The sequence below is a fragment of the Paenibacillus sp. FSL R5-0912 genome, from assembly GCF_000758605.1.
In the GTDB taxonomy this organism is placed as follows: domain Bacteria; phylum Bacillota; class Bacilli; order Paenibacillales; family Paenibacillaceae; genus Paenibacillus_AQ.
The window spans coordinates 4,400,547-4,414,766 of record NZ_CP009282.1 but is presented as its reverse complement, the minus strand read 5'-3'; the positions used below and the strand labels follow the sequence as shown (position 1 = coordinate 4,414,766).

The following is a 14,220-nucleotide window of genomic DNA, read 5'->3' as shown; positions in this document are numbered from 1 at the left end:
CCATAAAGAATTGTGATTCCCAAAGCGTGGAAAATGCAAGATATGTCACTTCGCGGCTTACAATTTCAAGTTACAATCGTTGAAAAAGTCAAAAGGATGTTATTCTTCTTGACACTAAGAAAGGGGTTATGTCGGTGGTACAATTGCCAAAAGTAAATGAGCTCGGTTTCTTTGAGATTCGTCTCGAATCTATTGGAGGCCTGGGTGCGAACCTTGCCGGTAAGATGCTCGCAGAAGCGGGTGTAGTCGGCGCAGGACTCAATGGCGTCAGTTTTTCATCGTATGGTTCGGAAAAGAAGGGGTCGGCGGTTAAAGCTCATATCCGTTTCTGCGATATGGACACTCATATCCGTGATACCTCCCCGGTAGAACGTCCGCATGTTGTAGGTGTTTTTCACGAAGCGCTTGCCAAGACCGTTAACGTAACCAGCGGAATTCATGAACACAGTACCGTTCTTGTGAACTCGGCCAAGACGCCGGAAGAACTCAAAGAACTGCTGAAGATGAAGGCCGGTACGATTGCAGTAATCGATGCCACCAGCATCGCGCTGAAAGAGAAGAACCGGGTGAATATGGCGATGCTTGGCGCGCTGTTCCGGCTCTGTCCGTTCCTGGATACCGATATTATGAAGGGCGTTATTGAGAAATCGCTCGGCAAGAAATATCCGCAGGCGGTCCAGTCGGCCATTACGACCTTTGACCGTGGCTATAATGAAGTGAAATTCCTGCATTTCGAGCTGGCTGCCGGCGACAGCATGCCGGTGTATGTCCGCTCCGATATTTCCGCTCTCGGCTACGAGACTCAGCCGATAGGCGGCACCATCACGAACCCGGGCGGCAGTTTCCTGAAGAACCTCAGCATCTCCCGTTCCGGTATGCTTCCGGTCTATGAGAATGAGTCCTGCATCAACTGCGCACAGTGTGACACGGTATGTCCGGATCAATGCTTCGTATGGGAAGAACGGCTGGACCGCAAGGGCCGTTCACAGATGTTCCTGCTCGGCATTGACTATCAATATTGCAAAGGCTGCCTGAAATGCATCGGCGCCTGCCCGACCTCGGCGCTCTCCAGCACCCGGGAGAAGGAAGGCTATGCAGACAGCCATACCGTGAAGCATACGTTTGATCTGGTTACTCAAGTCTAAATTTCGGAAGAAAGGTGGAATGAATTGTGGCTATTGATTATGAAAAAGAAGTAGGCTCCGCAAAAGTGGAGCAGAAATTCCTATATGAATCAGGCAATGAAATGGCTGCTTATGCCGCCCATCAGATTAACTATCATGTTATGGGGTATTTCCCGATCTCGCCGTCGACGGAGGTTGCCCAGTTCCTCGATACCATGAAAGCCAGCGGCCAGCATGACATTATGCTGGTGCCTTCCGATGGGGAGCACAGCTCCGCCGGGATCTGTTACGGCGCTTCAACAGCAGGCGGCCGTGTGTTCAATGCTACCAGTGCTCAAGGGTACATGTTCATGCTGGAGCAGTTGCCTGTACAAGCAGGTACGCGGATGCCTATGGTTATGAACCTGATCTGCCGTTCGATCTCGGGTCCGCTGAATATTCACGGTGACCATTCCGACTTGTATTTCGCCCTGAACACCGGCTGGCCGATCCTGATGTGCCGTGATCCGCAGTCCGTATATGATATGAATCTGATGGCATTGAAGCTTGCGGAGCATGCCAAGGTCCGCCTTCCGGTTATGGTTGCTTCCGACGGTTATTTCACCTCTCACCAGAAGCGCCGTGTGCAGGCTTTTGCCCACCGCGAGGATGTTCACAAGTTCGTAGGCGAGCAGCCGCCAGTTGGCTTCACAGATACGCTGGACCGCAATAACCCAGTTACTGTAGGTCCTTATATGAACGAACCGGATTATATCAACAACCGTTATCAGCAGTCGGTAGCCATGTACAATGCCGGTGACGTGTTTGAAGAGATCGCAGCGGAATTCGCTGTGCTGACAGGCCGCCATTATCCCATGATCGAGCAGTACCGGATGGAGGATGCCGATGTGGCCGTATTCCTGATGAACTCCGCTTCGGAGATTATCAAGGATGTAGTTGACCAGCTGCGTCTGCAAGGAATCAAAGCGGGAGCGATCTCCCCGAATATGATCCGCCCGTTCCCGCAGAAGCAGATTGCTGAAGCGCTGAAGAATGTCAAAGCCATTACTGTAGGTGACCGTGCGGATTCCGTCGGCGGACACGGCGGCAATATGGTTAACGAAATTAAGGCTGCATTGTTCACCTACGGCAACACTACCACTAAGGTAATCAGCCGTATCTACGGACTGGGCGGTAAAGACTTCTATGCTGAAGACGGCCATCACTTCTTCCAGCTCGCAATGGATGCCGTGGTAGCGGACCGCGTAGAAGTGCCGTTTGATTACTACGGACATAATCCGGGAGCGCCGGAGAATGCGCCGAAGCGTCTGCTGAAGCCGATGAACTTTGATCTGTTGAAGACCGGACTGATTACGGTGAACAAGAATGAAGAAACAGGTAAGCTGGCCGTGAAGATTCCGCCGATCCGCTCCCTGATGAAGAAGCCAAGACGTCTGTCTCCGGGACATGGCGCATGTCCGGGCTGTGGTATTTTCTCCGGCCTGGAGCTGTTCTTCAAAGGGATTGAAGGGGATATCGTAGCGCTGTATCACACCGGCTGTGCCATGGTTACAACTACCGGCTATCCTTATTCGTCACATAAATCAACGTTCATCCACAACCTCTTCCAGAACGGTGCAGCTACGCTGTCCGGTGTGGTCGAAATGTTCTGGGAACGCAAACGCCGCGGCGAGCTGGACGGCCTGGGGCTGCAGGATGACTTCACCTTCGTTATGGTAACCGGTGACGGCGGTATGGACATTGGTATGGGTCCGGCGATTGGCGCTGCGCTGCGCGGCCACAAGATGATTATCGTGGAATACGATAACGAGGGCTACATGAATACAGGTGCACAGCAGTCCTATTCCACACCGCTCGGACACCGTACTTCGACTTCGAGCATCGGCAAAACCCAGCAGGGCAAGCTGACCCAGCATAAGGACACTGCACAGATTATGGCTGCGACCAATATCCCTTATGTCTTCACCGGCTGTGAAGCTTACCCGCAGGATCTGCTGAAGAAGGCTGCGAAGGCTCAGTGGTATGCTCAGAATGAAGGTCTCGTCTATGGCAAGATTCTGATCGCCTGTCCGCTCAACTGGATGAGTGAAGACAAAGACGGTACAGATATCGTCTCCCTGGCCGTTGAGTCCTGCTTCTTCCCGCTCTATGAAGTAGAGCAGGGCATGACCAACATCACGTATAACCCGGAAGACAAGGAGAAACGGATTGAAGTCTCCGCCTGGCTGAAGACTATGGGCAAAACGCGCCATCTGCTGAAGCCGGAGAACGAGCCTGCACTGCGTAGCTTCGAGAATGAGGTACAGCGCCGCTGGAGCCGTCTCAAAGCGAAACATGAGCATCCGGATTTGTAAGGCTTAACCTAAGCACCACTATAATTAGCCATCATTCATACCCGCCCGGCAGAGATTCTCTGCCGGGCTATTTAAATACCCACAGCCGCCATCCCGGCGAGTACCTTGTCCCCTCTCGCCTCCATATCCGTGCCGCTGAACTTTGGTAGCGGTAGTTCGGAAACGATACTTCCGTCTTTCGTAAACAGAACCCTGTCAGCCCTGGCCGCGACTTTCGCATCATGGGTCACAAGCAATATGGCTGTGCCCTCTTGATTAATAACCACCAGTAGCCCCATGATTTCATCCGCTGACTTTGTGTTGAGCGCGCCGGTCGGCTCGTCGGCAAAGAGTATCTCCGGCGCATTCATCAGGGCGCGGCAGATGCCGGCCCGCTGGAGCTGGCCACCCGATACCTCTGTGATATCCCTGCCTTCCAAACCGGAAATTCCCGTTTTCTTCATTAGGGCTTTGGCCTTTTGTGAGATTTTCGCTGTATCCTTGTAGCCCTCATGCGCGGCGGGGAGAATAATATTATCCAACAGATTTAAATTTCTCAGCATAGTGGGCTGCTGAAAGACAAAGCCCATCTTTGTCCGGCGAATATCTGCAAGCGCGTTTTCGCGGAGTTTAGATAGTTCGGTATGGCCAAATTTCACCGATCCGCCTGTAATCTCGTCCATGCCGCTGAGCGCGAACAACAGTGTGGATTTCCCCGAACCTGACGGCCCCATCACGGCAACAAACTCGCCTTTTGCTATTTCCACGTTTACTCCGTTCAATGCCGTGACCTGCTCCTTACCCTTGCCAAAGGTTTTCACGATATTATTGCCTGTGATAATGTTATTCATAAGGTTAAGTCTCCTTAATATGTTCGGAAATTTGTAGTGTACGGATGCCGGAGACGCCCAGCATGGTGGCGTAGATGACGCAACCCGTAATCAGCAGAGGTGAGGCGAGATAGACAAACCATGGATCTACCGCGAAATGGAAGGTTGCTGCGCCAAAGGAAGAGACGATGGCTACACCCACAAGCTCACCCAGCGTGTTTGCCAGAAGCGTTCCGATGAAGACGCCCAGCGCCAGCACGGTTATGGAGCGTGTAAGATACTGCCCGCGAATATCCGCACAGGTGAAGCCCATTGATTTCAGGATGGCGATGGGATATCGGTCTTTCGCTACCAGCATTTTCATAAACAGCACCGTAACCAGCAGTGTAAGCAGGACGGTTGCCAAGGCAGCGACAACGGAAGCCATTTTGATGGAATCCCGTATAGATCCGAGCATCTGCCCAATGCTTTCGTCGATGCCGGTAACCTTGGCGAAGGGCAACTGTTCCCTGTACTGTGATATTGCTGTCTGTACACTCTTACGGTCACGGAACGTGGCGGCCAGCCCAACGCTCAATACCTCTCTGTTGTTAACGGTAAAAGTGGCTTGCGCCGTTCGGCCACCGCTCGTGACATCAGAGTAAATCCCGCACACCGTCAGATGCTTTTCTGCTCCGTCAACGATCAAAATGATGTCATCCCCAACGGCTGTTTCAAGGTCTTCGGCATTGAGGACGGAAAGGGCGATTTCCGATTCTGACTGCGGCGCATGGCCCTTGGAGTAGGTGATAGGATAGGCGGAGTAGTCACCAATCGTCACCCGCAGCTTCTCCATCGTTCCATCGTCCGCTTTCCGGTCTAACATCATACCGGTGAACACAGCATACTTTTCCACATTCTTGTCCTCCGCCAGCATTTCAGCAACTTCAGCCGCCTTCCCCGATACATCCTCCACCTGTGTACGCATCACCCCGATATTAACATCGCTAATTCCCATCCCCATGTAGGTGATGAAGCTTTCCGCAGAAATTGTGCTGCTGATATTGTGCGGTACAATCATAATGAATGAGGATATGACCAGTACCATCAGCATGGTGGCATACAGCTTTTTCCGGGTAAGAACATCTTTGATTCCAAGAAAGATATTCCGGGAAAAAAGCCTGTTATTGCTCAGCCGGAAGCTTCTGGCAGGTTTCGATTGTTCCGGCGCTGAGCCGAACCGCGCCGCCTGCGCTGCAGATATGTTGCGGAAACGCCGCAACACCCCGTTCACATACAGCATGACAACCCCGCTGATAACTGTGGCCCCCGCAAGACCGCAGAGCAGGCCGGGTAACGGGCTGCTGCTCTCTCCCATATATAGACGGATATTTTGCATGAAAGGAATTTGGAGCGGCAGGGAGGCGAGATAACCCAGCGCGCAGGCTGCCCCTGAGATAGCACCGTATTTCGCAAGGTAAAGCTTTTTAATCTGTGATACCCGTATCCCTATAGCCTTCAGTGCGCCTATTTCCTTATAATCCTCTTCAATTTTAGCCAGAAGCGTTAACCGGATGCACAAAAATGCCACGATGATTACGAGGGTGCCTATCAACACCAGCACGGCAATGGTTATACCATCTGTAATGCCATTTATCATCTTTACTTGTGGGTAAGTGATCGCGGGGGGGCCGTTCGACGGAAGCCCCGCATTAAGATAGGCTGCCTCGAAAGCAGGGAAGGAAACATCCTCCGCCAGCCGGAACTCGATAAGGTTCTCTAACTGTCCGAAATCACGGACTTTATCAAAATCCGCTTGGCTCACAAGGAACCGTTTGGAGCTTACCATCGCCGCGTTCATGATAGAATCCCGTAAAAATCCTGCGACGGTAAAGGAAATGCCATGAATGATCACCTTGTTGCCAAGTGCCGCGTTTCCAGCCTGCCTGTAATAGATGGGGAGATAGATTTCGCCGTCGGCCGGCTGGATGATTTCACCGTTTAAGTTAAGCAGGAAGTCGAATTTCTCGCCCTGTACGGAAAGGCCGTTATCCTGTATGCTCCCGACAAGGGAACCGTCCCCGATGACAATGTCCGCACCTTCAAGGTTAAGGAACTTAAGCACCTGATAGTCCTCTACGCTGTCGTTAGCGTCCGCGAAGCTTCCCAACTGTTCCATATCAATATCGCCTGTGTGCATCTGCATGAAGTGGGGCGCCTTTGCCGAAAGAAGCATATTGTCGATAGCACCGAACAGGTTTACTGTCAGCGATGCAGCCAAAGCAGTCAGCATGGCGGCAATCAGGATAAATGCCGTAATCATCGCGGTAATCAGCTTGCTTTTGCGTATATCATTTTTGATCATTTTACGATACATCTTCATCCCTCAGTCTTTCTGTGTCTTGAAACTTTGAAACTTTGGGGAAACACAGGACAAACATCTTGGTATAGGGTGAGGGGGCGTCCCATACAAAGACCTCACCAGAATGGTGTTCCATCACCTTTTTTACAATGGCTAGCCCAAGTCCTGTTCCACTGCTGGTACTTCTTGAATCACTGCCGGATACAAAAGGCTCGAACAGACTCCCGGCAATCGTCTTGGGGATAGTTGTTCCGTTATCGGCAACATGTATTTCGATACAGCCGGATTCCTCCTTCAGCCCCACGTATAATAAGCTGCCGCTCGGGTTATGGCGGATTGCGTTGGTCAGCAGATTGCTGATAGCCCTGGCAATTTCCAGCGAATCCGCCATATGAAATACTGGATGATCCGGCAACCGCAGCTCCAAGTTCATCAGCTTGTTTTCGATTTCACCGAACAAAGCGGCACAAGATGCGCGAAGCAGCTCTACAAGGTCAACCTTGGCAACATTTAACCGGTACTTCGGCGTACCCAGCTTGGAATAGGAAAGCAACTGGTCAATTAATTGGTTCATCTGTCCGGATTTCGCTTGAATCGCCAGATGGTATTCCCGCTGTTTGTCAGGTTCCTCAACCATACCGCTTGCCAAAGCCCCAGCGTATCCGGAAATCGTCGTCATGGGGGTTTTTAAGTCATGGGCAATGTGCGAGAAAAGCCGCATCCTTTCATTTTCCATGGTCATTCGCTGTTCTTCGGAATCTTTCAGCTTTCGCGCCATATAGTTGAAGGCGTCCCGCATGTCCCCAAATTCCGTTTCTGTTTCAAAGTCTAGTATAGTGTCCAGGTGGCCGGCGGTAACTGCCTTGAAGCCTTCTTCCATTTTCTGAATGGGTTCCATGATTCTCTTGTTGATTCCGCGCCCAAAAAGGACAATCCCAATCAGATATACTCCAGCTGTAATAAGATTCCAGAATACTGAAAGTGTGATTTGAAGAGATTCTGTCCCCTCGCCCAGAGGGGAAGACGCCAGCTCCGAGAGATTCATCCCGTTATTCAATGTATACAGACTGAATAAAAACTCCAACACCAGAAGCGTTAGTGCAATTCCGATGGTGTAACCTATGAATCTGTGTATGATGACTCTTTTGAAACTGCGTCTGTTCTTCATGTACGCACCTCCAGACGATAACCTAATCCCCGCACAGTTCCAATGGATACCGCGCCTCCGGGAAGTTTACTGCGCAGCTTGCTGATGGCGACCATCACTGTATTGTCGTCTACGATGGCGGTCTCCTGCCATGCAGCCTCATAAATCTGCTGTTTGGTGTATACACGACCGGGACTTTGCATAAACAGCTTCATTATGTTAAATTCTGTCGCTGTAAGAGGAATTGCCCCGTTGCCAAGGCTAAGAATGCAAGCCGAAACATCCATACACAATGCGCCTGCCGTCAGCAGATCCGCTTCTCGATCCGACACACCTCCGTCATAACGTCGTAATTGAGCTTTGATCCGGGCAGTAACCTCCAAAGGGTCAAAAGGCTTTGTTACATAATCGTCTGCGCCAAGATCAAGCCCCAGAATTTTCTCGTGATTTTCCGTTTTGGCGCTGACGACAATAATAGGAAGATTACTGTGTTCTCTCAGACCTTTAATAAGCTGATAGCCGTCAAGCTCAGGCATCATAATGTCGATAACCGCCAAATCAATCCGTGTGGACGCAGCCCGTTTAAGCGCCTCCAATCCGTTAGCAGCCTGGATTACGGAGTAGCCGTCCTTCTCGATATACAACCGTAGAAGCTCACGGATTTCCTTCTCGTCATCTACAACCAGAATCGTTTTGTTCACGAGTTCACCTCCCTTCCTGTTCATCATATCCTCGGGGTCGTAAGTTCATTATAGTTGCCTTGCCTTTCAGTAAAATATGACTAACCTTAACATTGTCTTAAGATATTCCAGCGATAACGGCTGTCCAAAGCATAATAATATGCAGGGACTCACCGCCGCAGCGTTGGGTGGAGGTGCGTACCGTTATAGCGTTCCTGAAGCCGGAGTTTTCAATTTGTCTATTTATTTAAATACTTTTATAAAGTATTATATTAATGAGGTGAAAGCAGATGCAGAAGATTGGCGGCAACGCTCTGGTCATTCGAGAAGTAAATATTAATCTGGTGCGGCAGGTGCTGAAGGAAAGAGGGCAGGCTACCAAGCGGCAGATCGCCGAGTATTCCGGGCTAAGTATCGTTACTGTAGGAACCGTACTGCAGATTCTGATGGAGCGGAATGAGGTAACTCTGGGTGGGCAGGTTTCCTCAAGCGGCGGGAGACCGTCACAGCAATACATATATAACGAAGAATTCGCTCTAGCACTGATTGTATTTACACATGAAGAACAGAATGTCATCTATATTCACAGAACCATCGTTACGCTTGCCGGTCGCTGCCTGTTTGAAGACAAAACGGCTGTTCTGCGAGTTGATCTAGCGGCTTTTGAAACCGTAATAGACAGCTCGCTGCAGATGTGCCCCGCTATACAGGCAATAGGGTTAGGACTGCCTGGTGCTGAAGTGGATGGCAAAATGATTGTGTCCGATTATGATGCACTGCTCGGTGTTCCGGTGGCAGAGCATTTCAGGCAGCGTTACGGCAAACCCGTAGTGATTGAGAATGATGTCAACGCTGCAGTGATCGGGTATTGCCGCAGAATGAAGGAGGAGGAAGGTTCAGTTATTTATCTGTATTTTCCCGACCGGTTTGAACCGGGGGCAGGGATCTTTATTAACGGTAAGCTCTATAAAGGCAAACGGGGCTTTGCTGGAGAAGTGGCCAACATACCCTTGGGCATTCCGTGGGGAGATCCCCGTCTGATCTCCTCCTTTGCAGAATTGACTGATGCGATTGCCAGACTGGCGGTAGCTGTCAGCAGTGTGCTGAACCCGGATGCAGTTATCTTGTATGGGAGCTTCCTGAATGAAGGGCATCTGCAGGCGCTTGCGGAGAAATGCGGGGCCCTTCTGCCGGACGCCGCTATTCCGCGGGTGCTGCTATCAGAAGATTTTGCCGCCGATTATATTCAGGGTATGATTGTGCAGACCTTAGGGACTTTGGAACAGGGGCTGAAGCTGACGAAATCTGAAGGGCAGGGTGGATATTGACATGGCAACAGTATTTTTAATTATTATATATTTAGCGTTTATCAGTTTGGGGCTGCCGGATTCCATGCTGGGCGCAGCCTGGCCGATGATGAGGCTTGATTATGGGGCACCGGTCGATACAGCAGGACTGCTCTCCATGATCGTAGTCGCAGGCACAATTATATCAAGTTTGGCCAGCAGCAGCGTGCTGAAACGGTTCGGGACAGGAATGGTTACTTTTATCAGCGTGGCTGTGACCGCTCTGGCTCTGCTGGGTTTCTCTTATTCTTCCTCTGTAGTCTGGCTAGCGGTGCTGGCCTTGCCGCTGGGACTCGGTGCAGGTTCGATCGACACAGGGCTGAACAACTATGTGGCTACCCATTACAAAGCACATCATATGAGCTGGCTACACTGCTTCTGGGGCGTCGGGGCAATGCTCGGGCCGATCATTATGTCGCGTTATATTGCAGGCGGCGAATCCTGGAGAGAAGGGTACTTCATGGTCAGCATGATCCAGTTTGCCCTTGTAGTGCTGCTGTTCGCAAGTCTCCCGTTATGGAAAAGAGCTGGTAAGAGCAGCAGTCCGCAAGCTGGTGAAAAAGTTCAGGAAGGGCTGGTGGCAGTGCCTGCTACGAATGCTTCTTCCGGTAATGTGCTGCGGATTAAGGGAGTAAAGCTGGCGATGATCACCTTCCTGTTCTATTGCGGTGTTGAGGCGACAGTAGGTTTATGGGGCAGCAGCTACCTGGTGAATGTCAAGGATGTATCCCCGGCTACGGCGGCTGGCTGGGTGTCGCTGTACTACGGGGGAATCACTGCTGGGCGGCTGATTACCGGATTCATTACCTTCAGATTCAGCAACCGTGCGCTGATCCGCGGCGGTCTTCTGATTTCGTTGCTAGGTGCGCTGGTGCTGGCTATGCCGCTGCCTGCTGTCTATTCACTGGTTGCGTTTATTCTGATTGGTCTGGGTTCGGCGCCGATCTTCCCATGCATGCTGCATGAGACACCGGCCCGGTTCGGGAAAGAGAATTCCCAGAAGATTATGGGTTACCAGATGGCACTGGCTTATACGGGCGGTGCTTTTCTGCCTCCACTTCTCGGGTGGGTAGCTGCCCGCAGCACTTTTATGATTCTTCCGCTTGTGATGATCGGGTATATTATTGTTATGATGTTAAGTTCTGAGCAGATCAACAGTATGATGAAAAAACGGAAAGAAGAGGTGAGCCTGTAATGAGCATAGTAGAGTGGCAGGATGGAGTATGGAGCAACGAACCGGTGTCCAGCACAAAGATCTCTGGCAAGCTTGTGGTGGAAGCAGCAGAAGGCAGTGATTATTGGCAAAAAACGATGTACGGCTTCCAGCATGACAACGGGCATGCGCTGCTCGCACCTTGGGACGACTCGGAAGCTGTTGAGGTCAGCTTTGTACTGGACGGGTTTACAGGGCTCTACGATCAGGCGGGAATAATGCTGTGGCATAGTGATGACATATGGATCAAAGCCGGAATTGAACTGAATGATGGCGTGCCGCATATCGGCGCGGTTGTGACGGATACGTACTCAGACTGGTCGCTGTCACCAGTTCCGGAATGGACAGGTGAGGTGGTGACTCTACGGGCATCACGGATGAAGGATGCGGTTATCCTTAGGGCGAGAACAGAGAATCATCCTTGGCGGACGATCCGGGTAGCACGTTTTGCTCATGAGAATGGCAAGCAGGCAGGTCCGTTCCTGTGCGCACCAACCCGGCCAGGGCTTCAGGTGACCTTCACCCGCTGGTCAGTCTCAGCCCCGGATATTGATGTGCATACAGATCCGCCTGTACGGTAACGGTACTTCGGTCTGGGCAGCACGCAGATGTGAATGGCAGCGGTTTGCATATTTTTCACACGCTCAGACATCCTATACCTAACAGGAATGAACCTGAGTGTTTGGAAAAGGGGGCTTTTGGCTATGAAGCGCAGATTAGCAGCCATGCTGGCTACCGCACTGACTGCCGGGACACTGCTGGCGGGCTGTTCCGGGGAGCAGGACAAGAAGGAAGCGGGAAGCTACACGACGCAAGCCTATCAGGATGGTACGATGCTGGCCCTTTCACAAGGGAAGGGACTGGACGGCCGGTTCCGCAAGGAGATGCATCAGGCTTTTGCCAGAGAACAAATTAAGCTGACGGATGAGAAATTTACTGAAGACAACAGCGGAAACACGAGTTATCAGTATCTGATTAACAGCCAGCCAGCGCAGAATATTACCCTGCATGTATTCAGCAGTAAGCCTGAGCGGGTGAGCCGGATTGCAAATTGGTATGGCGGATTGCAGGTATCGGAAACTTCCGGGGCCAGAACAGAGATCTACAACAAGGACAATACCTCGCTCGTCTATACATCCATGGGCAAGGAGAAGGGGAAATACTCGAAGAAGGTAAAGAGCCTCTTCACTGGACTTCTGGAACATTTGGGCACACATGCTCATTAATACATGAAAACGCTAGCCGTACAGAAACCGCCCGCAGACCTTATGACAGCATTGCTGCATGAAGCCTGCGGGCGTTTTTTTGTGATGCATATCCGTTATTTTCCGGTGAATTTCATTTCCCTGGAGATCCGGGCCGGCGCTAGAACAAGCTCCAATTGCCTTTCAGTCTGGCATGGTGCTCCGCACGGTACAGCACATAACGGGTGCATCCCGCAAGTACTATGCTGCCCGCGGCCAGGATGCCAAGAGCCCACCACCAGGTGGCCCCGATGGTGCCGTACAAAGCTCCTCGTACCAGGATTAGGCTGTAGGTCACCGGGAATAGTGTGGAGACTCCGGTTGCCCAGGCCGGGAAGACCGCTGGGGGGATCCGTACTCCGCCGAATAATTCCATCGGTGTCTGGAAGATATAGTAGAGAAATGAAGATTCACGGGAGAACAGCGACACTGCGCTGAGCAGAGCACCCCAGACCACGGCCGCAACCATAATCAGCAGCAGCGCAAGCGTCAGCGCCGTCCAATTGACGCTTGAAATATCAGACACAAATACAAAGGTCAGCAGGGAGAAGACGGCGAACATCCAGATTCCGTGCATAAGCGAATACAGGGAGCGTCCGTACAGAAAGGCTATTTTGGGAGCAGGTGTAAGGAATACCGTCTCCACAGTACCGTCTTTGCGTTCCTGCTCAAAAATCCAGGCAGCTTCAACCACCGTCCAGAACAGCTGGAACACCAGATACCCGCTGAGCAAAAACAAAGGAATGCGTTCATCCGGTATGATCCGCGAGAGGACGGAGCCTTCCCCGGTCCTGTAGGGCTTCATGGTGTAATAGGAGGTCAGGAAGCTGAGCGCAGGCCAGAATAGCAGGGAGAAGAAGGTTGCCCTTCCTTTCCTGCGGTTCCGGTGCTGCTTGGACAGCTCGGCGGCAATCGTCGTCCATAATCCACCGGGTCTCATGATGCCCGGTCCTCCGACAGCAGAATAATGGCATCCTCCAACGTTGGTTTATCGCAGGAGAAACTGTGGATACGCAGCCCGTGTTCACTTACCCAGGGGAGCAGCTCTGTGATCAGCGTATCAGCTACCGGAGTTTGTACAGAAATCCGGTACGTTGTATCTTCTCCGGAAGAAGTCTGGCTGGCGGCATTCTCTCCGACAACCAGCTGTGCGGGATGCCCAAGCTCAGTCAGATGAGACACCAGCTGCGGACGAAGCTGCTCATCCCATCCGCTTACCTCGAGATGGGCAGATTGAGAACCGGCAATCTGCCGGACAATAGCCTCCGGCTTGTCGCACAGCAGAAGTTCCCCGCGGCTAAGTACGTATACCCGGTCACATAGCTCTTCAACCTCCTGAAGATAATGGCTGGTCAGCAGAATACCTTTACCCTGCTCTTGGGCTAGCGTCCGAACCGTGCCACGCAATTGACGGGCAATCGGTGCATCGAGTCCAAGTGTAGGTTCATCCAGGAATAAGTAGGCAGGGTCATTAATCAATCCTCTGGCGATCTGGAGCCGCTGCTTCATCCCTTTGGAATACTGCTCTACAGGCTGGTCAGCTGCTTCCGCCAGCCCGACTTCATTCAGAAGCCGGGTGCTTTCCATCCGGATTGCAGTGCTGCTAAGACCGTAGAGTCTGCCGAAATACTCCAGATTCTCCCTGCCGGTGAGCCGCCAGTACAGCATTCGTTCACCACCGGGAATCATGTTTACCTTCGATTGGATAGCTTTCCGGTTATCGGCCATGGAGAGTCCATCCACCTCTATACTTCCTGAAGTCGGATCAAGCAGGGTTGAGAGCATGCGGATGGTTGTAGTCTTGCCTGCCCCGTTCAGCCCGAGCAATCCGACAACCTCACCCGGTGCAATGGTCAGGGTCAGCGCTTTGACTGCCGCTTGTATCCTGGTTTCGGAGCGGAACAGACCGAGTCTATGTTTGGTCTGATAGATTTTGGTTACCTCGTTCATGCAGATCACTTG

12 protein-coding genes are annotated in these 14,220 nt (G+C 51.7%); 6 read left to right on the top strand and 6 right to left on the bottom strand.

Translation table 11 applies throughout. The features are described 5' to 3' along the window. Positions 1-134 precede the first annotated feature (134 nt). The gene (locus R50912_RS18580) at positions 135-1,145 is read left to right on the top strand and encodes a 2-oxoacid:acceptor oxidoreductase family protein (protein WP_042236998.1); all 1,011 of its coding nucleotides are present in this window, start codon (positions 135-137) and stop codon (positions 1,143-1,145) included. A 26-nt stretch (positions 1,146-1,171) separates the two neighbouring features. Beyond that, a complete protein-coding gene (locus tag R50912_RS18575) occupies positions 1,172-3,478 on the top strand; it encodes a thiamine pyrophosphate-dependent enzyme (protein WP_042236996.1) in 2,307 nt (768 codons plus the stop codon). Between the two features lie 71 nt (positions 3,479-3,549). Here R50912_RS18575 and R50912_RS18570 read toward each other — a convergent pair whose 3' ends face one another. Genes R50912_RS18570 through R50912_RS18555 form a run of 4 tightly spaced genes read right to left on the bottom strand, consistent with a single transcriptional unit; the run spans position 3,550 to position 8,476 of the window. Beyond that, the gene (locus R50912_RS18570) at positions 3,550-4,308 is read right to left on the bottom strand and encodes an ABC transporter ATP-binding protein (RefSeq protein WP_042236995.1); all 759 of its coding nucleotides are present in this window, start codon (positions 4,306-4,308) and stop codon (positions 3,550-3,552) included. A 4-nt stretch (positions 4,309-4,312) separates the two neighbouring features. Then, complete coding sequence (locus tag R50912_RS18565; protein WP_042242707.1) at positions 4,313-6,643, bottom strand: FtsX-like permease family protein; 2,331 nt, start codon at positions 6,641-6,643, stop codon at positions 4,313-4,315. Beyond that, on the bottom strand, positions 6,633-7,796 hold the full coding sequence (locus tag R50912_RS18560) for a sensor histidine kinase (RefSeq protein ID WP_042236992.1): 1,164 nt from the start codon (positions 7,794-7,796) through the stop codon (positions 6,633-6,635). Before R50912_RS18560 ends, R50912_RS18565 begins: the two co-directional genes overlap by 11 nt. Next, the gene (locus R50912_RS18555; RefSeq protein WP_081956568.1) at positions 7,793-8,476 is read right to left on the bottom strand and encodes a response regulator transcription factor; all 684 of its coding nucleotides are present in this window, start codon (positions 8,474-8,476) and stop codon (positions 7,793-7,795) included. The genes R50912_RS18560 and R50912_RS18555 overlap by 4 nt, the downstream gene beginning before the upstream one ends. A 269-nt stretch (positions 8,477-8,745) precedes the next feature. Here R50912_RS18555 and R50912_RS18550 point away from each other — a divergent pair, with 269 nt between their 5' ends. From R50912_RS18550 to R50912_RS18535, 4 genes are all read left to right on the top strand, one after another. After that, positions 8,746-9,783 carry an ROK family transcriptional regulator gene (locus R50912_RS18550; RefSeq protein ID WP_042236988.1) on the top strand — a complete coding sequence of 346 codons (1,038 nt, stop codon included), beginning with the start codon at positions 8,746-8,748 and terminating at the stop codon, positions 9,781-9,783. A 1-nt stretch (position 9,784) separates the two neighbouring features. Further along, positions 9,785-10,996 (top strand): MFS transporter, encoded by a 1,212-nt coding sequence (locus R50912_RS18545; protein WP_042236987.1) that lies wholly within the window; start codon positions 9,785-9,787, stop codon positions 10,994-10,996. After that, on the top strand, positions 10,996-11,595 hold the full coding sequence (locus R50912_RS18540) for a DUF1349 domain-containing protein (RefSeq protein ID WP_042236985.1): 600 nt from the start codon (positions 10,996-10,998) through the stop codon (positions 11,593-11,595). Before R50912_RS18545 ends, R50912_RS18540 begins: the two co-directional genes overlap by 1 nt. Before the next feature lie 123 nt (positions 11,596-11,718). Further along, positions 11,719-12,240 carry a hypothetical protein gene (locus R50912_RS18535; protein WP_042236982.1) on the top strand — a complete coding sequence of 174 codons (522 nt, stop codon included), beginning with the start codon at positions 11,719-11,721 and terminating at the stop codon, positions 12,238-12,240. A 139-nt stretch (positions 12,241-12,379) separates the two neighbouring features. Here R50912_RS18535 and R50912_RS18530 read toward each other — a convergent pair whose 3' ends face one another. Next, on the bottom strand, positions 12,380-13,198 hold the full coding sequence (locus tag R50912_RS18530) for an ABC transporter permease (protein ID WP_042236979.1): 819 nt from the start codon (positions 13,196-13,198) through the stop codon (positions 12,380-12,382). Continuing rightward, positions 13,195-14,217 carry an ABC transporter ATP-binding protein gene (locus R50912_RS18525; RefSeq protein ID WP_442950490.1) on the bottom strand — a complete coding sequence of 341 codons (1,023 nt, stop codon included), beginning with the start codon at positions 14,215-14,217 and terminating at the stop codon, positions 13,195-13,197. Before R50912_RS18525 ends, R50912_RS18530 begins: the two co-directional genes overlap by 4 nt. Between the last annotated feature and the right edge of the window lie 3 nt (positions 14,218-14,220).

Bases quoted from the DNA above. Each gene is read 5' to 3' on its own strand.
- R50912_RS18560 (WP_042236992.1), bottom strand. From the start codon at position 7,796: ATGAAGAACAGACGCAGTTTCAAAAGAGTCATCATACACAGATTCATA.
- R50912_RS18540 (WP_042236985.1), top strand. From the start codon at position 10,996: ATGAGCATAGTAGAGTGGCAGGATGGAGTATGGAGCAACGAACCGGTG.
- R50912_RS18550 (WP_042236988.1), top strand. From the start codon at position 8,746: ATGCAGAAGATTGGCGGCAACGCTCTGGTCATTCGAGAAGTAAATATT.
- R50912_RS18570 (WP_042236995.1), bottom strand. From the start codon at position 4,308: ATGAATAACATTATCACAGGCAATAATATCGTGAAAACCTTTGGCAAG.
- R50912_RS18530 (WP_042236979.1), bottom strand. From the start codon at position 13,198: ATGAGACCCGGTGGATTATGGACGACGATTGCCGCCGAGCTGTCCAAG.
- R50912_RS18535 (WP_042236982.1), top strand. From the start codon at position 11,719: ATGAAGCGCAGATTAGCAGCCATGCTGGCTACCGCACTGACTGCCGGG.
- R50912_RS18565 (WP_042242707.1), bottom strand. From the start codon at position 6,643: ATGTATCGTAAAATGATCAAAAATGATATACGCAAAAGCAAGCTGATT.
- R50912_RS18545 (WP_042236987.1), top strand. From the start codon at position 9,785: ATGGCAACAGTATTTTTAATTATTATATATTTAGCGTTTATCAGTTTG.